The 20,201-nt window shown below is 72.6% G+C and carries 18 protein-coding genes; 9 read left to right on the top strand and 9 right to left on the bottom strand.

The features are described 5' to 3' along the window. Positions 1-45: 45 nt before the first annotated feature. Together ACFYMO_RS01425 and ACFYMO_RS01420 are read right to left on the bottom strand one after the other, a co-directional pair. Positions 46-363, bottom strand: a complete 318-nt coding sequence (locus ACFYMO_RS01425; protein ID WP_366770872.1) for a hypothetical protein — start codon at positions 361-363, stop codon at positions 46-48. Positions 364-376: 13 nt separating this feature from the next. Further along, a complete protein-coding gene (locus ACFYMO_RS01420) occupies positions 377-1,045 on the bottom strand; it encodes a DUF6668 family protein (RefSeq protein WP_366770873.1) in 669 nt (222 codons plus the stop codon). 77 nt (positions 1,046-1,122) lie between these two features. Between ACFYMO_RS01420 and ACFYMO_RS01415 the strand changes: the two genes are divergently transcribed. The 4 genes from ACFYMO_RS01415 to ACFYMO_RS01400 all read left to right on the top strand — a co-directional run bounded on the left by ACFYMO_RS01415 (position 1,123) and on the right by ACFYMO_RS01400 (position 4,907). Next, positions 1,123-2,154: an NlpC/P60 family protein gene (locus ACFYMO_RS01415; RefSeq protein WP_366770874.1), complete on the top strand. Its 1,032-nt coding sequence runs from the start codon at positions 1,123-1,125 to the stop codon at positions 2,152-2,154. Beyond that, positions 2,151-2,846 carry a hypothetical protein gene (locus tag ACFYMO_RS01410; RefSeq protein WP_366770875.1) on the top strand — a complete coding sequence of 232 codons (696 nt, stop codon included), beginning with the start codon at positions 2,151-2,153 and terminating at the stop codon, positions 2,844-2,846. The genes ACFYMO_RS01415 and ACFYMO_RS01410 overlap by 4 nt, the downstream gene beginning before the upstream one ends. Before the next feature lie 31 nt (positions 2,847-2,877). Further along, positions 2,878-3,732, top strand: coding sequence for a hypothetical protein (locus ACFYMO_RS01405; RefSeq protein ID WP_366770876.1), 855 nt, complete (start codon positions 2,878-2,880; stop codon positions 3,730-3,732). A 164-nt stretch (positions 3,733-3,896) separates the two neighbouring features. Continuing rightward, positions 3,897-4,907: a DUF389 domain-containing protein gene (locus ACFYMO_RS01400; protein ID WP_388543456.1), complete on the top strand. Its 1,011-nt coding sequence runs from the start codon at positions 3,897-3,899 to the stop codon at positions 4,905-4,907. Positions 4,908-4,947: 40 nt separating this feature from the next. Here ACFYMO_RS01400 and ACFYMO_RS01395 read toward each other — a convergent pair whose 3' ends face one another. Further along, positions 4,948-5,802: an alpha/beta fold hydrolase gene (locus ACFYMO_RS01395; RefSeq protein ID WP_388543454.1), complete on the bottom strand. Its 855-nt coding sequence runs from the start codon at positions 5,800-5,802 to the stop codon at positions 4,948-4,950. 339 nt (positions 5,803-6,141) lie between these two features. Between ACFYMO_RS01395 and ACFYMO_RS01390 the strand changes: the two genes are divergently transcribed. Together ACFYMO_RS01390 and ACFYMO_RS01385 are read left to right on the top strand one after the other, a co-directional pair. Next, positions 6,142-6,327 (top strand): hypothetical protein, encoded by a 186-nt coding sequence (locus tag ACFYMO_RS01390; RefSeq protein WP_366770879.1) that lies wholly within the window; start codon positions 6,142-6,144, stop codon positions 6,325-6,327. Positions 6,328-6,889: 562 nt separating this feature from the next. Then, the gene (locus ACFYMO_RS01385; protein WP_366770880.1) at positions 6,890-9,145 is read left to right on the top strand and encodes an MMPL family transporter; all 2,256 of its coding nucleotides are present in this window, start codon (positions 6,890-6,892) and stop codon (positions 9,143-9,145) included. A 106-nt stretch (positions 9,146-9,251) separates the two neighbouring features. Here ACFYMO_RS01385 and ACFYMO_RS01380 read toward each other — a convergent pair whose 3' ends face one another. The 3 genes from ACFYMO_RS01380 to ACFYMO_RS01370 form a co-directional block, all read right to left on the bottom strand. Next, entirely contained in the window at positions 9,252-9,638 is a 387-nt protein-coding gene (locus ACFYMO_RS01380; RefSeq protein ID WP_366770881.1) for a VOC family protein, read from the bottom strand. 10 nt (positions 9,639-9,648) lie between these two features. Next, positions 9,649-10,449, bottom strand: a complete 801-nt coding sequence (locus ACFYMO_RS01375; protein ID WP_366770882.1) for a helix-turn-helix domain-containing protein — start codon at positions 10,447-10,449, stop codon at positions 9,649-9,651. A gap of 134 nt (positions 10,450-10,583) precedes the next feature. After that, positions 10,584-12,131 carry a glycosyl hydrolase gene (locus tag ACFYMO_RS01370; RefSeq protein ID WP_366770883.1) on the bottom strand — a complete coding sequence of 516 codons (1,548 nt, stop codon included), beginning with the start codon at positions 12,129-12,131 and terminating at the stop codon, positions 10,584-10,586. A 353-nt stretch (positions 12,132-12,484) separates the two neighbouring features. On the opposite strand from ACFYMO_RS01370, the gene ACFYMO_RS01365 reads away from it, so the two are divergent. Both ACFYMO_RS01365 and ACFYMO_RS01360 read left to right on the top strand, forming a co-directional pair. Beyond that, the gene (locus ACFYMO_RS01365) at positions 12,485-13,093 is read left to right on the top strand and encodes a TetR family transcriptional regulator (protein WP_366770884.1); all 609 of its coding nucleotides are present in this window, start codon (positions 12,485-12,487) and stop codon (positions 13,091-13,093) included. 1 nt (position 13,094) lies between these two features. Then, positions 13,095-14,057: a hypothetical protein gene (locus ACFYMO_RS01360; protein ID WP_366770885.1), complete on the top strand. Its 963-nt coding sequence runs from the start codon at positions 13,095-13,097 to the stop codon at positions 14,055-14,057. A 79-nt stretch (positions 14,058-14,136) separates the two neighbouring features. Here ACFYMO_RS01360 and ACFYMO_RS01355 read toward each other — a convergent pair whose 3' ends face one another. Both ACFYMO_RS01355 and ACFYMO_RS01350 read right to left on the bottom strand, forming a co-directional pair. Continuing rightward, entirely contained in the window at positions 14,137-14,697 is a 561-nt protein-coding gene (locus tag ACFYMO_RS01355) for a cysteine hydrolase (RefSeq protein ID WP_366770886.1), read from the bottom strand. Positions 14,698-14,767: 70 nt separating this feature from the next. Next, entirely contained in the window at positions 14,768-16,267 is a 1,500-nt protein-coding gene (locus tag ACFYMO_RS01350; RefSeq protein ID WP_388543450.1) for an MFS transporter, read from the bottom strand. A gap of 479 nt (positions 16,268-16,746) precedes the next feature. Here ACFYMO_RS01350 and ACFYMO_RS01345 point away from each other — a divergent pair, with 479 nt between their 5' ends. Then, a complete protein-coding gene (locus ACFYMO_RS01345; RefSeq protein WP_366770889.1) occupies positions 16,747-18,438 on the top strand; it encodes an APC family permease in 1,692 nt (563 codons plus the stop codon). A 105-nt stretch (positions 18,439-18,543) separates the two neighbouring features. On the opposite strand, the gene ACFYMO_RS01340 is transcribed toward ACFYMO_RS01345, so the two are convergent. Continuing rightward, on the bottom strand, positions 18,544-20,127 hold the full coding sequence (locus tag ACFYMO_RS01340) for an FMN-binding glutamate synthase family protein (protein WP_366770890.1): 1,584 nt from the start codon (positions 20,125-20,127) through the stop codon (positions 18,544-18,546). Between the last annotated feature and the right edge of the window lie 74 nt (positions 20,128-20,201).

The raw sequence follows: 20,201 nt of genomic DNA, 5'->3' as shown, positions 1-20,201 counted from the left end.
TCCCCTCCCTGTGATCCGCATCGCTGCGCAGTCCGTGGCGACCCGTCAGACGAGGGCGCCGACGATGCCGGAGGCGGACCCCACCAGCAGGCAGGCGCCCAGCACATAGCCCAGCCCCTTGGCGTGCTCGCGTCCCCCGCCCCGGGAGTGGTCCAGGGCCATCCGCGCCGCGACCCCGAAGATCCCCGCGACGCAGAGCGCCGTGACCGTCCATGCCACCCACTTGAGAACCGTCAGCAGTCCGTCGGCACCGGGCGGCGCCGCGCCGCCGCCGACGTCCGGAGGCCCGGAGGGCACCGACCCGGCGGCGAGCCGGGCGAGTTCCTGTGAGGCGGCGGAGGCGGCCGCCAGCAGAGTGGACATGCGGGTTTCCCCTTCAGGCGGGTCGGATGAGTCGGGTCAGATCGCGTGCCAAGGGCGCGCATTCCTTCGGGAGATGGGTCAGCGCCGACTCCCCGAGCCGCCACTGCTCCACCCACGGGATCTCCCACAGCCGGGGCACGGCGCCGGAGACGAGGTACAGCAGGTCGCGCAGGGCCCTGGGCCGGCGGCCGGGAGCGTCGGCGACGACGACCAGGCCCAGCAGGTCGACACCGGTGACGAGTTGCGAGGCCCACTGCTGCGCGGCGCTCTGCACGGCCTTCAGGCCGCCCGCGTCGGAGCGCGCCACGAGGACGACCGGCTGCGGCGTCCCGGCCGAGGGCCAGGCGCGGCCCGCGTCCCGGCCGCCGGGCACCGCCTGCTCCAGAGTGCTGACCCCGGCGCCGCCGTGGACGCCCAGCCACCACCAGCCGTGCCCGGTCTCCTGCCGCGTCGGGGCGACGGGCAGCATCCGGTCCGGCCACGGCACCCCGCCCTGCGGGGCGGTCGGGCCGGTGACCGGCGTCGGACCGTCCTGAACCGATCGCCGCGGCTCCCCGTTGTTGCCCCCCGAAGGGTGGGCCGGAGTCGGAGAGAGCCAGGGGTTGGAAACCGGCACTTCCCCGGCCATGGCCTCTCCCTTCGGCGGCGTCTCGACGCCGCGCTCGAACTCGTGGGTGGTCACGTGGTTCCACGTGCTGGATTTCGGACTGCGGACCCTCATACGGACTTTCGCCGGAACTGGTTCAAGAGGGGGTGCGGATGCCCGCGACCGCGTCGAGGGTGGCTGGGGGTGTCGCAGCCGGCCTGCTCGCCGTGCTGGTCGGACTGTCCGTCGTGGCGGCCGCCGAGGAGGAGGAAGCCGGGGCTCCGGTGGGGCTGGTGACCACGCTCGACTCCCGGAACGTCCCGCCGGAGTACGTGGCGTGGGTCGAGCGGGCGGGACACGAGTGCGCCGAGGTGAGCGCGCCGTTGATCGCCGCGCAGATCGACGCCGAGTCGGGCTGGAACGCCAACGCGCAGAGCCACGCCGGGGCGCAGGGGCTGAGCCAGTTCCTGCCCGGCACCTGGAAGACCTGGGGGGTGGACGCGGCGGGCCGGGACGGGAGTTCCGAACCGGACGGGACCGCCGATCCGTTCACCCCCGGCGACGCCATCATGACTCAGGCCCGCTACGACTGCTGGCTCGCGAAGAAGGTGGCGCCGCTGGGCAACGGCGCGGACCTGACCCGGCTGATCCTCGCCGCGTACAACGCGGGACCGGGCGCGGTCCAGGAGTTCGGCGGGCTGCCGCCGTATCCGGAGACGCAGAGCTACGTCACCAGGATCATCGCGGCGATGACCGGCTACTCCGGCGGCATGGCGGACGAGGAGGGCGGCCCGTTCGGCGACCGCGTGGTGGCCTACGCCAAGAAGTGGCTGGGCACTCCGTACGCGTGGGGAGGCGGCGGCCCGGAGGGCCCGAGCCGGGGCTTCGCGCAGGGGGCGAACACGGTGGGGTTCGACTGCTCAAGCCTGGTCCAGGCGGCCGTCTACCACGCCAGCGGCGGCCGGACACTCCTGCCCCGCACCTCGCAGGTTCAGGTCACCGTGGGCAGACCCGTGGACCGGGACGCGCTGCGGCCGGGTGACGTGATCGGCTTCGACCTGCACGGCAGCTTCGACCACATCGGCATCTACGTCGGAAACGGGCAGTTCATCCACGCGCCGAAGACGGGCGACGTGGTGAAGATCAGTCGGCTCGGTGACAGCTACTACACCAGCAGGCCCCAGAAGGTGAGAAGGTTCGGATGACAGCACTTGGTCGGCGCGCCGGGACCGCGGCTGCGGTACTCACGCTCACACTCGCCGCCACCCTGGCCGGCTGCGGCTCCGAGGACGTCGCCGCGTCCGGGGGCGCCACGCGGCAGCCGGAAGCGGGCACTTCGGCCTCGCACTCGCCGTCGGCGGCAGAGCCGTCGGAGCCATCGGCCGCGGACAGCGGCGCCTCGCACTCGCCCTCGCCCAGCGGTTCGGCGGAGAAGAAGACGCGGGGCACCCCGAAGGGCGGCGTCCCGAAGCCCCAGGACGTGGACGGGAAGAACCCCGACGAGGTCGCCGAGGGGACGCTCACCGCGATGTGGACGCACGACACCGCCGTCGACGACGGGCCCGGGGACGCGGCCCGGCGCACCGCGGACGCCGGCTGGCTGACCCGCTCGTACGCGCGGCAGCTCGGCGGGCGGCGCGGCGGTGCGGCGCCCGGCGCCCAGTGGCAGCGGTGGGCGGACCACCGCGCCTACACCACGGTCGCGTTGGACCGGACCGAGGACGCGGCGAAGCCGGCGGACACCGGCACCGTGGCCTGGCGGCAGCTGACCGTCACCGCCACCCCGCACGGGCGCGACGGCTGGACGCGGGAGCCGGCCCCTGTGGTGGCCTATGTGCACCTCGTCCGGAAGTCCGCCGGCGCGGACTGGCGGGTCGCCGACGTCACCGTGCGCTAGCGCCGGGGAATCTCACCAGGAAGGGAGCTCCATGCCCACCACCTACGAGCCCGCCGAGGTACCCGGCTGGCCGGCCTACGCCTTCGTCGTGCGGGACAGCGGCCGGGTGGCCGTCTCCGGCCCGCTGCTGCCCGCGGCCGAACACCCCACCCGGGCCGCGGCCGTGGACGCGGTGACCGCTGCGGCCGCGGGGCTCGGACGGCCGGTGCGGGCCGCGGCGACCGAACGGGACGGCACCGTGTGGCACCTGGTGATCTCACCGGACGGAGCGGTCGGCGAGCTGCCCGTCGGCGCCCGGCAGGGCAAGGCGTCCAGGAAGCGCACCGCGCCGGGTCGGGCCCCCCGCCCGGAGCCCGGTCAGGCGCAGCCGGCACCGGAGCCGGCCGACGCCGCGCCCGTCGCGGGAGCGGCCACCCTCGAAGCCCTCTCCGAGGCCGTCGCCCGCCTCGACGGGTACGCGGCGGCGGGCCGCGCGGACGAGGCCGAGACCCTGGCCGCCCGGCTCGACGAGCACGCCGCGAACGCGCTCGGCCTCTCCCACCCCGACGCGCTGCTGGTCCGGGAGGCGCGGGCGCGGATCACCGGCCGGGCCGGGGACGCCGTCGGCGGAGTGCTGCTGTACCGGGACGTCGCGGAACGCTGGCACTACCGGGGCGCCTACGAGCAGGCCGAGGCGGTCGCGGACCGCGCCCAGGCGCTGTGGCTGGAGATCGCCGACCTGGCGACGGCGGTCGCCGCCGGGGTCTCGGTGGTGCGGATGCGCAACCAGATCCCCGGCGAGGGAGGCAGCGCGTTCGCGGCCGCCGTGGCGCACCAGGCCCGGCTCGAAGCCGCCCGGGACGCGGCCGCGGGCGCCGTCGGGCCGCACCGGGCGGCGGCGCGGTAGCGGGGGGCTCCCGCCCGGGCCCGGTGCCGGGCGTGCCGTGCGGGGCGGCGGAATGCGCTCTCAGGGCGTGTCGTGCCCACGGAACAGTCCGCCCGGGACGGTGATCGACCATCGGGCATCGTGTCCTGCACGCCGGATCCGTGTCGGCGCCGATACTCGGGGACATGCTCAGCGGAGTTCGTGCCCGTGTTCTGCCGACCGCCCAGCGCCGCTCCCCGGACGAGCTCGCGCGGGACCTCGCCCCCGCCTACGGGGACACCGCCGCCAAGGCGTCGGCGTTCTGGACGATACTGACGCTCTCCTCGGTGATCGCGGCGGGCGGCGTGCTCACGGACTCGACGGCCACCGTCATCGGCGCGATGATCATCGCACCGCTCTCCACGCCGATCATGGGCATCGCGCTGGGCTCGGTGCAGCGCCTGCGAACCGGCGCGCTCAGAGTCGTCGTCTTCGCCTGCCTCCTGGTGATCGCTGTCGGAGCGCTGTTCTCGCTGGTCCTGCCAGCCGACTTCAACCTGCTGTCGGACAGTCAGATCGCCTCGCGGACCTCACCGGGCCTGATGGATCTGGCCGCCGCCCTGGCGACGGGCTTCGCCGGTGCCGTCGCGCTCGCCCGCAGAGACGTCGCCGCCGTGCTGCCGGGGGTGGCGATCGCCATCTCCCTCGTCCCGCCACTGGTGGTGGCCGGGGTGTGTCTCGGTCACCTGGCCGGCTGGCTGGCACTGGGGGCGCTGGTGCTGTTCGTGTCCAACCTCTTCGCGCTGGTCTTCGGCGGCATGGTGGTCTTCGCCGCGCTGGGTTACGGCACCGAAGTCGCGGGGCCCGCCGCGGGCACCGGCCGGCCGACGCGCAGAACGTACGTCGGCATGGCGCTGCTGTTCGCCGTGGTGTTCGTCCCGCTGTCGGCCAACACCGCGCTCACGCTGCTGCTGAACGCCTGGACCGGCCGGGCCAAGGACGTGGCCCAGCACTGGCTGGCCGACGCGCCCGGCTCGTCCGTCACCCGGGTGGACGCGGCCTCCAGGACACTGCACATCCATGTCCGCTCCCCCGGGGAACTCCCGCCGGTCGCACGGCTGCTCGACGCTCTGGAAGGGCGGATCCCGGACGGCATCCCGGTCGTGGTGGACGCGACGCGCGGTCGGCGCGTGGACGCGGGGCGCACCGGCGGCTGACGGTACGGCCCCGCCCGGGGCCGTACCGTTCCGGCACCGGTCAGTCCACGGCGGTCTCCAGGAAGGCCCGGACCTCCCGGTTGAAGGCCGCGGGGTTCTCCCAGAACGCGAAGTGGCTGCCGCGCCGGTCGAGGATGCGCAGGGCGGCACCGGGTACGGCGGAGGCGACCGCGCGCGCCGCCGCGGTCGGAATCACGCTCTGCGCCCCGCCCATGGCCAGTGTCGGTACGGTGATCCGGGGCAGGACATCACGCCAGTCCTGCATGACGTTGTCCAGCAGTAGCCGGCCCGCGTACTCCCGGGGGAGGAGCAGGTTCTGCGCGAGCACCCAGCGGCGGTCCTCCTCCGTCGCGGCCGGGGTCCACATCGCGTCCAGGAACCCGGCGGTCAGTGCCTCGGCGTCCGCCTGCGGATCCTGGAGCTGTGCGACGACGCCGGTGATCTGCTCGAGTCCGTACAGCGCGCCGAGGCGGGGCGCCAGCTCCTCGGGCCAGTGCGGCCGTCGGACCAGCACGGCGGGCTCGTCGAACAGCACCAGGCGTGCCAGACCGGCGCCGCCGAACAGTTCCCAGTAGGACCAGGCCAGCGCGCACCCCATGGAGTGGGCCACCCAGGCGACGTCGTCCAGCTCCAGGGCGCGCATGAGCTGGTGGGTGTCCGCCGTCAGCCGGGCGATCCGGTAGCCGTGGTCCGGCTTGTCCGAGCGGCCGTGGCCGCGGTGGTCGACGGCGACGACATGGTGTGTGCTGGCGAAGTCGGTGATCTGGTGGCGCCATTGCGCCGCGGTCTGGGACCAGCCCGGCACCAGGAGCAGATCCGGACCGCTGCCGGCCTCCAGGTAGTGCAGCCGCACCCCGTCGTCCATCGCGGCGAAGCCACTGCGCACGCCGTCCATCGCACCTCCCGCGCCCGCCGCCGCACCCTGCGGCTCGGCCGGGAGCGGCAGGGCGGCGCCCAGCGATACCTCACTCCGAAAACGTGCATCTCGCCTTAAATCGTTGACACGGGACGATAGCTCACAACGGACGCGCAGAACGGACGCGCGCCGTTCCGAGCACCGGCCCGGGCGCCCCGAGGGCCGGGACCGCGGCCAGGCGGCCGGACCGGACCGGCAGCCGACGGGCTCGGCGTCCGGGGCACCGGCGTGCCAGACTCGCGCCCGGACCGGACGGCCGGGCTCCGCCGTACCCCGATGGTCCCCGAAACCCGCCCACTCCCCCGAGGAAGCGACCACATGAGCGAGACCGACCGGCGTGAACGCTATGCGACAGCGCTGTACCGCACTCTGGGGTACAGCGCCGAGCGGCACCCGTGGTCGGGTCTCTCCGCGGCACGGCGCGAGATCTGGTACACCCGGGCCGAGGCCGCCATGGCCGTCGCGGACCAGGAGATCGCGGAGGCTCTGCGCGCGGCGGACTGAGTCGCGGCCGCACCGCGGCACGTCCCACGTGCGGCATTGCCGGATCTCGGCCGCGGAGGCGCGGTCGCCCCGCAGTCGGCGGTCGTCCGAGACCGCCCGCATCGGATGGGCGCAGCGGTAGCACCAGTAGGGCGACGGCGCACGGGAGCACGGTGCCGAGCAGTTCACCGGCCCACGCCGCACGTCGAATTCTGTTCTTTGCAGGAGGCATGCAAAGAGGGCAATAACCCTTCATGCGCCGCACCTTGCGGCATTCTGCAAAGCATCGCGAGAGCGAAGTGCCGCATCAGCGACAGCGGTTGCAGCCGGGTTCGGCCACCCGCCTCCCTCCGTCGCCCCGCGACCCACACCGGCCACCGCCCGAGTCCTCGGCACGCTCGGTCCGGACACCCGTTAAAAAAATCTCACACTGCCAAATTCTTCATCTCCTCATTAGCGTCGTGCCCGGCGACGAAGGGACCGGCCCCACGCCACACCGATGAGGTCGCGCGCCCCGCGCGGGCACGCCGGCCCCGGCTGTTCCCCGTCGTTTCCCTGTACGGACGCAAGAAGGAGATTCCGCGTGTTCGAGCGCATAGCCGAGCTGGCGATCCGCCGGTCGAGGCTGGTATTGACCGTCGCCGCCGTGGTCGTCGCCCTCATGGGCGCCCTGGGCGCGGGCGCGTTCGGCAAGTTGCTCACGGGCGGCTTCGACGACCCGGCCTCCCAGTCCTCCCGGGCCCGCGACGTCATCGAGCGGGAGTTCGGCGGCGAGACCAACCTGGTCCTGCTGGTCCGTGCCCCCGACGGCCGCGTCGACGACCCGGCGGCCGAGCGGACCGGCCGGTCCCTGGTCTCCGACCTCAAGGCGGCACAGGAGCTGGGGAAGGTGGTCTCGTACTGGGACACCGGCAGTGCCGCACTCCGCTCCGAGGACGGCCGCGAAGCCCTCGTACTCGCCCGGGTGAAGGGGCACGACGCGGAACAGCAGGAGAACACCGAGCGCGTCCTCGACACCTACGGCGGAACGTACCAGGACACCCTCACGATCCAGGCGGGTGGCAGCGCCGGGGTCGGTCACGAGATGGGACCGCAGACCGAGGAGGACCTCGTGCTGGCCGAGTCCATCGCCGTACCGCTCGTCCTGGTGCTGCTCCTGGTCGTCTTCGGCACCGTGGTCTCCGCGCTGCTGCCGCTGCTCATCGCGCTCATCGCCATCGTGGGCGTGTTCGCGCAGCTCTTCCTCGTCGGCAGCGTCACCGACGTCTCCGTCTTCGCGATCAACCTGACCACCGCCCTCGGCCTCGGACTCGGCGTCGACTACGCCCTGCTGATGATCAGCCGGTTCCGCGAACAGCTCGCGGCGGGGGCGAGCGTGGAGGACGCCGTCCGCACGACGATGAGCACCGCTGGGCGCACGGTCGCCTTCTCCGCCGCGACCGTGGCGGCCGCGCTCGCGGCACTGATGATCTTTCCCCAGTACTTCCTCCGCTCGTTCGGCTACTCCGGAGTCGGTGTCGTCGTCATCGCGGCCCTGGCGAGCCTGTTCGTGATGCCGGCCCTGCTGAACGTGCTGGGACGCCGCGTCGACAGCGGACGGATGCCGTGGGCGAAGCCGGGGCGTGCCGGATCCGCCACGACCGGCTGGGGGCGGCTGGCCCGCACCGTCATGCGGCGGCCCGCGCTCACCGCGCTGCCCGTCCTCGCGGTGCTGCTCGCCGCGGCGAGCCCGCTGCTGGGCATCACCTTCGGCACCCCGGACGAGCGCGTGCTGTCCGAGAACGCCGAGAGCCGCCAGGTCTCGACCTCACTCCGGGAGAACTTTGACGGCAACGACGCCGCCGCCCTGCACATCGTCATCGACCGCGCCGTGGAAGAGCCCGCGCTCGCGTCGTACGCGGCCGCGCTTTCCGGACTGGACGGCGTCGTCCGGGTCGAGGCCGGCACCGGGGTCCACACCGGCGGGCGGGTCGCGCCGACCGGCCCCGGCAACCCGGCGCTGAGCCGCCCCGCCGCGCAGCAGCTCAACATGGTCAGCTCGCTGACCCCGAAGTCGGAGGCGGCGCGGGACCTGGTCGAGAAGGTCAGGTCGACCTCCCCGCCGCCGGGGACGCATCCGCTGGTGGGCGGGACCGACGCCGAACTGGTCGACTCCAACGCCTCCATCGGCAGCAGGCTCCCGCTGGCCGGGGGCCTGGTCGCCGGCACCACCTTCCTGCTGCTCTTCCTGTTCACCGGCAGCATCGTGCAGCCGCTGCGCGCACTGCTCCTCAACGTGGTCAGCCTGGGGGCGACCGCCGGCGTCATGACCTGGATCTTCCAGGACGGCCATCTCTCCGGGCTGCTCGCCTTCACCCCGCAGCCGATGGAGACGTCGATGACCGTGCTGATGTTCTGCATCGCCTTCGGGCTCTCGATGGACTACGAGGTGTTCGTCACCAGCCGGATCAAGGAACTCCACGAGCGCGGCGCGGACAACGAGTCCGCCGTGGCCGACGGCCTCGGGCACACCGGGCGCATCGTCAGCGCCGCGGCGTGCCTGCTGGCGGTGAGCTTCTTCGCGTTCGGAGCGGCCGAGATCAGCTTCATGAAGCTGTTCGGTCTGGGCAGCGGCCTGGCCATCCTCATCGACGCCGTCGCCGTGCGCGGCGTCCTCGTCCCGGCCGCGATGCGCCTGCTGGGCCGCTCGGCCTGGTACGCACCCGGATTCCTGCGCAGGTTCCACGACCGCTTCGGCCTCAGTGAGGGCGGCCCGGCAGCTGCGACGGAGCCGGGACCGGTAGCGGACGGTTCGGCGGCGGAGCCGGCGCCACACCCGGCGGACTCCGCGCGAGTCTGACGCCGGGACCCCGCCCCGCTGCCCGCCTCCCCCGTCCCGGGAGGCGGGCAGCGGGGCGCGCGGCCGCGGGGCGGCTGGCTGCGGCGGCAGGCCGCCGCGGCCGTGGCTACCGCAGGGCGCCGCTGATCACCCACAGGTGGCCGAAGGGGTCGCGCACCCGGCCCTGCCGCTTGCCGTAGGGGCGGTTCTCGACGGGGATCACCAGCTCACCCCCCAGCCGCACCATGCGGTCCGCCGTGGCGTCCGGATCGGACACGTGGACCGTGAGGAGGACGGGTGAGCCTCCGAGCGAAGCGGGATCGTGCCATCCCCAGTCCGGGACGCTCTGCGCCAGCGCGAGGGTCATGGAGCCCACGGTGAGTTCGGCGTGGTGCACGACACCGTCGTCGCCGGCCACCCGGGTGGTGAGGACGGCACCCAGGGCCTCGGTGCAGAAGTCGATCGCCGCGTCCGCGTCGGACACGAGCAGCTTGGGCATCAGTTCGTCGGTCATGGCTCGATGATCACGGAGAGGTGCGGCGGGGGCCTTGTAGATTCCGGCCCTCTTCCGCGAGCCACCCGGTCGGAGTCGTCCGCATGAGGTCCTTGAAGTCGCGGACGAGGTGGCTCTGGTCGTGGTGGCCGCTCTCGGCGGCGACCCGGGCCCAGGAGTCGGCCCCGGCGCGGGCCCGGTCGAGGGCAGCGGCAAGCCGCGCGACGCGGGAGGCGAACTTCGGGCCGATGCCGAGCGCGTCGTGCATCACCTGCCGCAGCCGGCGCGGACCGAGGTGGACCTGCCGGGCCAGTTCCTCGACGGAGATCCGTCCCTCGCAGGCGCCGATGATCCGCAGTGCCGCATGCGCTTCCCGGCACACCTCGAGCCGGTCGGCCCGGTCCAGACACCGGAGAAGGTGCTCCCGCACGAGGGCCGCCCGCCGGTCGGCGGGCCGGGCCGCGAGTTCCTCGCCCAACCGGTGCGCCCATGGGAGCAGCGCATCGGCCCCGACGCCGCCCGCGTCCAGCTCGCGGGGCGGCACCGACGTCAGCCGGTGCAGGGCCGAGGGTGCCAGGTCGACGTACACCGTCGGCTGGTGCGGCCGCAGTACGAGTTCCGGGGTGGCGGCGCCGGGCCGCATCAGTCCGGCGACCACCGCCTGCAACTGCCGGACCTGCCCTTCGTACCGCACCTCCATCGGGGCGCCCAGGCTGACGACGAGCCGTCCGCGCAGCGCGGGCAGGGCTCGGTGCAGGCGGGGAGGCCCCACGTGCTCGCTCGCGGCGACCACTCCGATGCCCGCCGCGCGAGCGGCCTGACGCAGTTCCACCTGGCCATTGTCGCACCGCACGGCGGAAACGGACCGGTCCGGCGGGCGCACCGGGAGCCGGGGCCCGGCAGCCGTCGGCCCACCGAGCCCTGCGGGCGCGGCGGGCCGACGGGGACGTCAGCTCGGGTGGCGGGTCAGTCCGCGGACCGGAAGGCCTTTCCGCCGGCGTTCGCGGTGGGGCCGTTGTAGAGACCGGTCGGGCTGGTCTCGGTGTTGAGGGCGAACCAGGCGTACCGCTTTAGGAAGTCCAGACTCTCCAGCTTCTCGGTGGAGGACTTGATGAAGGCGGTCTGCTGCTGTTCGTTCGGGTAGCGGGGCGTGCCCTGGGTGAAGTCGATGAGTGCGTACTCGGTCACCCAGACGGGCTTCTTGTACCGGTCGTGGACGCGCTTGACGTAGTCGGCGAGCTGACCGGCCGCGGCGGGCCCGAAGTCGGAGCCGTACCAGTGCACGGGGATGAAGTCGACTCGCAGCCCGCGCTTCTCGGCGCCCTCCATGAACCGGTCCAGCCAGCCGCCCGCCTTGTCGGCTCCGGTGGCGACGGCCGGGGCTCCCATCCGCAGGCCGGTCTTCTGCAGCCGGGGCCACAGATCCAGTGCCTGCTCGGGTGTCATGTTGGCCTGCGAGGCCGAGTCGGGCTCGTTGAAGGCCAGCAGGTTCCTGCCCTCCTTCGCGGCGTCGTCCAGCTCGGCGTCGGTGACCGATCCGGGGCCCCAGATCGTCGGGACGAACTCGGCGCCCTCGGGCTTGTCGATCCCCGCGCTGGAGGAGGCCCAGTTGTGGTACCAGTGGGCGCCGGAATCCTTGAGCGCCCGGGAGGCGCCGCCGACGGGGTTGAGCGCCACGCCCTTGCCGTTTCCGGGGCCGGCGTTGTCGCCGTGCCGGGGCTGGTCCTCGTCGCCCGGGCGCCCCGGGGCGTTGCGGGGCTTCTCGGTGCCGCCCCGGCCGTGGAAGGTGACGGTCAGGCCCTTGCAGTGGCTGCACTGGCGTACGACCTGGTTGCCGCTCTCGGTGTCGTGCCTGGACCACGCGTAGGCGGTGGGGCACTGCTTGGTGAGCGCCTCGCTGTACGCGGTCTTCGCGTCGCGGTTCGGGTTGACGCACACCAGCGGCTTGCCGGTCTTCCCGTCCTTGGTCAGATCCTCGGGCGGGCAGTGGGACAGCAGGTCGGTGGGGCAGCCCACCGCGGCGCACTCCCCGCCGTTCTCGGGCGGGGTCACGCCGTCGGGGGTGATGGTGACCGCCGCCGAGACGGCGTTGACGTAGCTGACGTTGTACCAGGGTGCCGCGGAGTCGGCCGGGTCGAAGTTGAACTCGGCCAGACTGGTGGGCTGTTCGCCTGTGGTGCAGTGGTCGGCATAGGGCCCGCAGTCGCCCACGGCGCAGTGGAAGGTACTGCCCTCCTCACCGCCGCAGCCCTGGCGGGCGAAGAACTTGCCGCGCCAGTGCCCGGCCGGGGAGTGCTCAGGAATGGTGACGGTGGCGGACTGCCCGGGGTCCAGCACCGGCAGTCCGGTGAGCGGCTGGGAGCCGTCGGCGTTGACCCCGGCTCCGACCCAGACGCGTTCCGCTGTCCGGTTCCGCAGGGTGACGGTGTGTTCCGAGCCGGACGCCGACGCTCCGGTGATGCGGTCCCTGCCTTCGGAAGGCCCGCGGAGCTCCGCCGCGGTGACGGCCGACACACCGGCGACGACCAGCAGCAGAGCGAGTAGAAGGGGTTTGAACGATCGAAGTGATCGCAGTGATGTCAATGGTCTCGCGCGCACAACACGCCTCTCGGGTCACCTCTCGGGACAATTCGTCTGCGTACGCACGACGGATGCGCGCGGCGGACGGTTCACCGGGGACCCGCCCCCGGCCGGGCCCGTGGACTGCTTTCCGCCGGTGCGTGCCGCCGGGCCCGGGGGCGCTGCGGGCCGGACCGGGGAGCCGGGGCACTTCCGGGCCGGAGCCGGGGCACTCCCTGGCCGGGGCACACCCACCCGCAAATCCATACCAGGTTCGATTTTGAACCCGGTATGGTTAGGCTGGCCCGGTGACCGGGCTACGCGAACGCAAGAAGGAACGCACCAGGCAGCGGATCGCCGCGGCAGCGCTGCGGCTGTTCACCGAGCGCGGCTTCGACGCGGTGACCGTCAACGAGATCGCCGCGGCCGCCGAAGTGGCCAAGGCGACCCTCTTCGCCTACTTCCCCACCAAGGAAGCGCTCGTCCTGCACGGAGTCGGCGACGACGATCTCGCCGGGATCGTGGCCCGGCGCCCGACCGGCCGGACACCCCTGGAGGCACTGCGCGCACACCACCGGGATCTCGCCGCCGCGCAGTTGCCGGAGGCCGAACTGGAGGAGGTGCTGGCCCGGGTCCGCGTCATCCACCGCAGCCACGCGCTGCACGACGCGGCGAACGGCCTGCTCTACCAGCAGCGCGCGGCGCTGGCGCAGGTCCTGGCCGAGGAGTACGGCCCCGCGGCGGCGGCACTGATGGCGGCGCAGATCGCGGCGTCGCTGCTCACCCTCCAGGAGAGGTACTTCCAGTCCCTGCTGGCCGGCGCCTCCGCAGCGGACGCCGGCCGCGCCCTGGCCCAGGACGTGGAACTCGCCTTCGACCTGCTGGCATACGGACTCGGCCGAACAGAGGAGCGCTGAGGTGCGCGCACGCGGCATCAACTACGACACGGGCACCTTCCCCGGCGCCCGGCTCACCCGCGAGAACTTCGACCCCGAGCAGGTCCGCCGCGAACTGGGCGTGATCGCCACCGAGCTGCACTGCGACGCCGTGCGCATCTCGGGCCGCGACCCCGGGAGGCTGAGCACCGCCGCCGGGTACGCCGCGGACGCCGGGCTGGAGGTGTGGTTCTCGCCGTTCCCCGTGGACCTCGGCCCCGAGGAGATCCTGGAGCTGCTCACCGACTGCGCCAGGCGGGCCGAGGAGCTGCGCCGCGGCGGCGCGGACGTGGTGCTGGTCGCCGGCTGCGAGCTCAGCGCCTTCGCCCACGGCTTCCTGCCCGGCGACAGCCACCTCGACCGGCTGCACGCCATGGCCACCGCCGACCTGCAATGGTGGGCCTCGCTGGGGCCGGTCCCCGAACGCCTCAACAACTTCCTCGCACGGGCCGCGGCAGTGGTCCGGACGCACTTCGGCGGGCGGGTCGGCTACGCCTCCGGCACCTGGGAGCCCGTCGACTGGACCCCTTTCGACCTGGTCGCGGTCGACGCCTACCGCACCGCGCAGAACGCCGGGACCTTCCGCGAACGGCTGCGCGCACTCCACTCCCACGGCAAGCCGGTGGCCGTCACCGAATACGGCACCTGCGCCTACCGCGGGGCCGGCGACCTCGGCGGCATGGCCTGGCAGCCGCCGCCGGGAGCCGTCCGCGACGAGGACGAGCAGGTGCGGTATCTCGGCGAGCTGCTCGACATCTTCGAGGAGGAGGGGGTGGACACCGCGCTGTGGTTCTCCTTCGCCAACTACGAGAAGCCCGGCGACCGCGACCTCGCCTCCTACGGCGCCGTCCGCATGCTCGACGAGACCCGCTGGGAGCCGAAGCAGGTCTTCCACGCCATGAGCGCCCGCTACCGGCGCCCCGAAGGCCGTCCCGACGGCCCATGAGACCACCCGGCGCACCCCGGACGTGCCCTCCACGCAGGCGTACGCCCGGCCCTGCCCGAGGAGCGGCGGCGCCGCGCGCTCAGGCGGCAGGACCGTCGAGAGTGGCCCGCCAGGCGTCGACGGTGGTGACCTCGCAACGCCGGGCGAGGACCGAACCGAGCAGTGTGTCGTGCAGGGCGGGGTCGGAGTCGGCGCAGGCGTCGGACAGGACCGTGACCCGGTAGTCGAGGTCGACGGCCTGCAACGCGGTGGAGAGGACGACTCCGCCGGTGGAGATGCCGGCCAGGACGAGACGGCCGATGTCCTGGGTGGCCAGCAGCTGCTGGAGGTTGTTCCCGGAGAACGCGCTGACGCGGTTCTTGTGGACGACGATCTCGCCGTCGGCGGGAGCGGCGTCGGGATGGATGGCGGCACCGGGGTCGTCGGGCGTGAAGAGGTGGGGCGGCAGGGCGCCGAAGGTCTTGTTGCGCGGATGCACATCGAGGTGTCCGGGGCGCAGTCCGAGCGCGATGTGGAAGACCCGGACACCGGCGGTGCGGGCCGCTTCCAGGGCGTGCACCGCTCGTGGCAGACAGCCGTCGGGCATCCGGCCGAGGGTGCTGTGCTGAAAGTCCATGACGAGCAGGGCGGTGCCGGACATGAGGATGCCTCTCGGGTTGGATGCGGTGGAGTGCAGTGGGATGCGGCCGGGCCGTTCGCCGCCCGGCGGGCTATTCCGCCGCCCGGGCGTCCGCTGCCGCCACCCGGCCCAGCGAACGGTCGAGTGCGGTCAGCAGGAGATGGAGCGCACCGGCACCGAGCATGACCCAGCCGAGCCGGTGCATGCCCGCGGTGTCGGCGTGCTGCCCGAAGGACGCGGCGGCCGCGGAGGAGGCGACCATCGAACCGATGTAGGCGAAGGTGCGCAGCAGCCCGGCAGACGAGGCGGTGCGCTCGGGATCGGCCTGGAAGTAGACGGAGTTCTGCAGCGCGAGGTTGTTCAGCCCCTGCGGGACGCCGAAGATCAGGGCGACCAGCACCAGCGTCCACAGCGCGCTCCGCCCGGTGAGCGTCAGCAGCACCGCGCTGGCGGCGAGCTGCCCCAGTGCGCCGACCACCAACTTTCCCCGGACCCCCGCACGCCGCCCCGCGACGACGGCCACGCCGATCGCCAGCAGGAACATGGGCATCTGCACCAACCCGGCGTGGAAGGGCGTCAGTCCGTAGCCCTCTTCCGTCCACTGGGTGAAGCCGTAGAGAAAGGAGTAGGAGACCGTGTAGGCCAGCAGCGCCCGGCCGAACGTGGCCAGCAGCGGGGTGTTCCCGCCGAGCACCCGCAGGTCGATGAAGGGAGCGGCGGTGCGCAACTCCCGTACGGCGAACGCGGCCCCCGCGGTGCCGGCGATCACCAGCAGGTACCAGTCGCGCAGGTGCGGGTTCATCAGGAACAGCAGCAGCGAGGTGAGCGTCGCGGCGAACAGGGCCATGCCGGGCAGATCCAGTCGGGCGGCCGGGCCCTCGCGGGGCGGGGCGCCGCTGTCCGCCGCGGGCCCGTTGTCCCCGGGCCCGGGCCGGGACTCGCCCGATCCGCCGGGCTCCTCCGTCCCCGGCCGGGGCCCGGTCCGAGTGGAGCGGGCCCGGTCCGCTCCCGTCGTCCGCGGCAGCCGGCGCAGGCCCAGCAGCACCGCCGCGACGGACAGCGGCACGTTCAGCGCGAAGGTGGCGCGCCAGCCGCCCGCCGCGATCAGCAGACCACCCAGCAGCGGGCCCACGACGGCGACGGTCTGATTGGCGACCGCCAGTGCTGTCAGCACCCCGCGCGGGCTGTCCCGGCCGGTGCACTCCGCCTCGCTGCGCACCAGGGCCATCGCGGAGGGGTAGCCGGCACAGGTGCCGAACCCGAGCAGGACCCGGGCACCGATCAGCACCCCCAGGTTCGGCGCCGCGGTGCCGACCACACCTGCGACGCCGACCAGAGCGGTGCTGAGGAGGAAGAGCCTGCGCGGGCCGAAGAGGTCGATGAGCCGTCCCACGACCGGCTGCCCGAGCGCGGTGGCCAGGTAGAGGGCGGAGACCAGCCACGCGGTCTGCGAGGGAGGCGCGCCCAGCGCCGCTCCGATGGGCACCAGCGCGACGGAGATGATCGTCGAGTTGACCGGGTTGAGGACCGAGCCCAGCAGCATCGGCGCCAGCAGCCGTCGGTCGAATCCCGGCCTGTCCGCCTGCCTCATCGCACCCGTTCCCGCCCTGCTCGTGGGTCGGCCGCTCCGGCACGGCCCGGCCGCGAGCACGTCGCGGCGCCCCTCTTCCGTGCGTCTGTCCGCCTCTTCGCGGCGAGCGCGACGGCTGCCGCCGGCACCGGCCGGAGCCGGCCGCCTCGGTTGCGGCCGGAGTGACGTCCTCCTCGCCGGACAGCCGGGCGGCAGGGTCGCCCACCCCGGGACCAGGTCCTCGACACCGGCGCGGCCGGCCGACCCGCGCCCCGCATCGGCGCCCCTCGGTGAGGCCGCGTCGGATCGCGTCCGGAGCCCCGTACGACGGCGCGACCTCCGTTCACTGTACATCTTTGTCGTTTCTTTAAAGCCATGGATTCAATCATCGCTTCTACTGGACCCCCGGACGGCCCACGACGGCGGCCCACCGAGGATGGTGCGCGAAATTCCCAGATGCGGCAAATCGCGACATCTGAGCAAGCAGAGGAGGTTCCTGAATGGCCATTGACAACAAGCCCCCGGACGCATCAGCATCCGCCGGGGACGACAGTCGGTTGAAACGTGAATTCGGCACCGTCGGCCTGCTGTTCACCGCGGTCGGCTCCATCATCGGTTCCGGATGGCTCTTCGGCGCGCTCGACGCCGCTCAGATGGCCGGCCCGGCCGCCGTGCTCTCCTGGGCCATCGGTGCCGTGATGTTCATTTTCATCGGCATGACCTATTCCGAACTGGGCACGATGTTCCCGCACTCGGGGGGCGTGGCCCGCTACCCGCACTACTCGTTCGGCTCCTTCACCAGCTTCTCGATGGGCTGGGTCACCTGGATCGCGGCCGCGGCGGTGGCGCCGGTGGAGGTGCTGGCAGTCGTCCAGTACTCCACGAACTGGCTCTCCTGGCTCCAGCGCCTCGACGAGAACAACGAGGCCGTCCTGACCCCTGCCGGAACGGGCGTCTCCGTGTTGCTGATGGCGATTTTCGTGGCCGTCAACTTTTTCGGAGTCCGCTGGTTCGCGCGGATAAACAACGTACTGGTCTGGTGGAAGCTCGCCATCATTCTGCTGGTGATTGCGGTGTTCTTCGCCATGGGCTTCACCACCGACCACTTCAGCATGGGCGGGGACGTGGGCGGCTTCGCGCCCTACGGGGCACAGGGCGTCTTCTCCGCGGTGGCGAGCGCCGGCATCGCCTTCTCCTTCTTCGGATTCCGCCAGGGAGTCGAACTCGCGGGCGAGACGGACAACCCGAAACGGAACGTCCCGCTCACCATGATCGGTTCCGTCGTCCTGTGCGGCATCATCTACGTTCTGCTGCAGATCGCGTTCATCGGCGCGGTGCCCACCAGCGCCATCAAGGCCGAAGGCTGGCAGGCGGTCGGCGCCCATTTCAGCTCGCACGGCGATGTCCTGGCGACCTTCGGACCGCTCGCCGCCATCGCCGGCATTCTCGGTGCCGTCTGGCTGGCGGGGCTGCTCTATGCCGACGCCATCATCTCCCCCGGTGACACCGGACTGATCTATGCCGGCGTCACCGCTCGCATCTCCTACGCCATGGGGCGCAACGGCAACGCTCCGGCCGGGCTGGCGAAGGTGAACGCCACCGGTGTGCCCTGGGTGAGCCTGATTCTCGCGTTCGTCGTGGGCTGCTTCTTCTTCCTGCCGTTCCCCGGCTGGAGCCAATTGGTGGAGTTCGTGACCAACAGCACCGTGCTCTCCTTCGGCTGCGGGCCCTTGGTGCTGCTGGCAATGCGCAAGCAGCTGCCCCGGCAGACCCGTCCGTTCAGTCTGGGCAGGCTGGGACCGGTGGTGTCCTTCGTCGCCCTGTGGTCCACCAATCTGATCGTCTACTGGACCGGCTGGGACACCAACTGGAAGCTGTTCCTGGCCATCGGACTGGGCTATGTCCTGATGGCGGTGCACCACGCCACCACGAAGCAGCGCACGCCCGCCCTCGACTTCCGGTACGGCTGGTGGGTGCTGGTGTGGTTCGCCGGACTGGCTCTCGTCAGCTACCTCGGCGACTTCCCGAAGAAGACCGAGGGCGCGGGCAACCTCGGCGTGCTGGGCCTCGGGCTCGGAGCCGCCGCCACCTTCGTCCTCAGCGGCCTGGTGGTCTGGCTGGCCCTGCGGTCGACGCTGCCCGCGGCGAGGGTCCGCGAGATCCTCGCGGAGCAGGATCCGCAGGACGCCTGAGCCCCGCCCCTGGGTCCCGCAGCCGCCGAGCGGGCGGTGCGGCACGCGCAGCGCGCGCCCGTACCGCCCGCTCGACGGTCGTATGCGGGAACGACGAGGTAGGTGTCAGGCAGCCGCGAAGCGGTCCGGGTCGGCGGCGGCCCAGTCGGCGGCCCAGTCCTCCGGCGGGTCCTTGAGCAACTGGCCCGGGGTGAGCCACTCGTGCAGTTGCGCTGCGGAACGGATGGTGACGGGGTCCAGGCGGCGGCAGAGCATGTGCGGTCCGAGCTCGCGCACCGAGCTCGCCCCCATGGCGGCCATGATCCGCAGGGCGCTGCGGACCGTGGCGTCCTGGAAGCGGTGCACACGCACCGACTTGTCGGTGACGTCGAGCGCCCGGGCACGCCGCGGGTCCTGGGTGGCGACGCCGCTGGGGCAGGCGTTGGTGTGGCAGTTCATGGCCTGGATGCACCCGACGGCGAACATCATGCTGCGGGCCGCGTTGGTGTAGTCGGCGCCCTGGATCAGCCGCTTGACGATGTCGGCGCCGGTGGCCACCTTGCCACTCGCGCCGATGCGGATCCCCTCCCGCAGTCCGGTGCCGACCAGCGCGTTGTGCACCGTCATCAACCCCTCGGAGAGCGGAAGGCCCATGTGGTCGCAGAACTCCAGCGGCGCGGCACCCGTCCCGCCCTCGGCGCCGTCGACGACGATGAAGTCGGGCGCGGTCCCCTCCGCGAGCATGGCCTTGCACAGGGCCAGCACATCGCGCCGACTGCCGACGCACAGCTTGGCGCCGACCGGCTTGCCGCCGGCCAGCTCCCGCATCCGGGCGAGGAACCGGACCAGCTCGCGCGGCGTGGAGAACACCCGGTGGTAGGGCGGCGAGATCACGGTCCGGCCCTCCGGCACCCCGCGCACCCGCGCGATCTCCGCGTTGACCTTGCCGCCGGGGAGCACGCCGCCGATGCCCGGCTTGGCCCCCTGGGAGAGCTTCAGCTCCACGCACTTGACCTGGTCGAGCGCGGCCTTCTCGGCGAACTGGTCCGGGTCGAAGCCACCGTCCTCCGTGCGGCAGCCGAAATACCCGGTGCCGATCTCCCACACCAGGTCGCCGCCGTGCCGCAGGTGGTAGTCGGATATGCCGCCCTCGCCGGTGTCGTGCGCGAAACCGCCCAGGGCAGCGCCCTGATTGAGGGCGAGGACGGCGTTGGCGGAGAGCGATCCGAAGCTCATCGCCGAGACGTTGAGCAGCGCCATGTCGTAGGGCTGCGTGCACTCCGGGCCGCCGACGCGCGCGGTCGGCGGTGTCTCGGAGACCGGCACCGGGCCCAGGGAGGGGGTCAGGAACTCGTAGCCCGTGGCATAGAGGTCCCGCTCGCTGCCGAAGGGCTCCTCGGCGGCGGTGCCCTTCGCCCGCTGGTAGACCAGGTCGCGGGTGTCGCGGTCGTAGGGGCGGCCGTCGTGGTTCCGCTCGATGAAGTACTGCTGCAGCTCCGGGCGGATGCTCTCCAGCAGGTACCGCAGATGGCCCAGCACCGGGTAATTGCGCAGCACCGCGTGCTTGCGCTGGAGGAGGTCGTACACACCGGTCACGGCGGGTACGAGCAGCAGCGCGGCGGGCAGCCACCACCACGGAGACTGTACGGCGAGGGCGGCGGCCAGCACGGCCGCGAACGCGAGCGCTGCGACGCTGAGGATTCTGATCACTGTGGAGACGGTCCCTGGTCGGCGGCGAGGCGGCTGGTGCGGCGGCCGAGGTGCACCACGGGTGTCCTCGCTCC

The sequence above is a fragment of the Streptomyces sp. NPDC007025 genome (assembly GCF_042869455.1).
In the GTDB taxonomy this organism is placed as follows: Bacteria; Actinomycetota; Actinomycetes; order Streptomycetales; family Streptomycetaceae; genus Streptomyces.
Note: the sequence above shows the minus strand (reverse complement) of the source record. Positions and strands in the feature narration are given on the sequence as shown.

Coding starts and splice junctions, on each gene's coding strand:
- ACFYMO_RS01390 (WP_366770879.1), top strand. CDS start 6,142: ATGAGCGAGACCGACCGGCGTGAACGCTATGCGACAGCGCTGTACCGC.
- ACFYMO_RS01425 (WP_366770872.1), bottom strand. CDS start 363: ATGTCCACTCTGCTGGCGGCCGCCTCCGCCGCCTCACAGGAACTCGCC.
- ACFYMO_RS01415 (WP_366770874.1), top strand. CDS start 1,123: ATGCCCGCGACCGCGTCGAGGGTGGCTGGGGGTGTCGCAGCCGGCCTG.
- ACFYMO_RS01395 (WP_388543454.1), bottom strand. CDS start 5,802: ATGGACGGCGTGCGCAGTGGCTTCGCCGCGATGGACGACGGGGTGCGG.
- ACFYMO_RS01355 (WP_366770886.1), bottom strand. CDS start 14,697: ATGTCCGGCACCGCCCTGCTCGTCATGGACTTTCAGCACAGCACCCTC.
- ACFYMO_RS01410 (WP_366770875.1), top strand. CDS start 2,151: ATGACAGCACTTGGTCGGCGCGCCGGGACCGCGGCTGCGGTACTCACG.
- ACFYMO_RS01345 (WP_366770889.1), top strand. CDS start 16,747: ATGGCCATTGACAACAAGCCCCCGGACGCATCAGCATCCGCCGGGGAC.
- ACFYMO_RS01400 (WP_388543456.1), top strand. CDS start 3,897: ATGCTCAGCGGAGTTCGTGCCCGTGTTCTGCCGACCGCCCAGCGCCGC.
- ACFYMO_RS01405 (WP_366770876.1), top strand. CDS start 2,878: ATGCCCACCACCTACGAGCCCGCCGAGGTACCCGGCTGGCCGGCCTAC.
- ACFYMO_RS01350 (WP_388543450.1), bottom strand. CDS start 16,267: ATGAGGCAGGCGGACAGGCCGGGATTCGACCGACGGCTGCTGGCGCCG.
- ACFYMO_RS01380 (WP_366770881.1), bottom strand. CDS start 9,638: ATGACCGACGAACTGATGCCCAAGCTGCTCGTGTCCGACGCGGACGCG.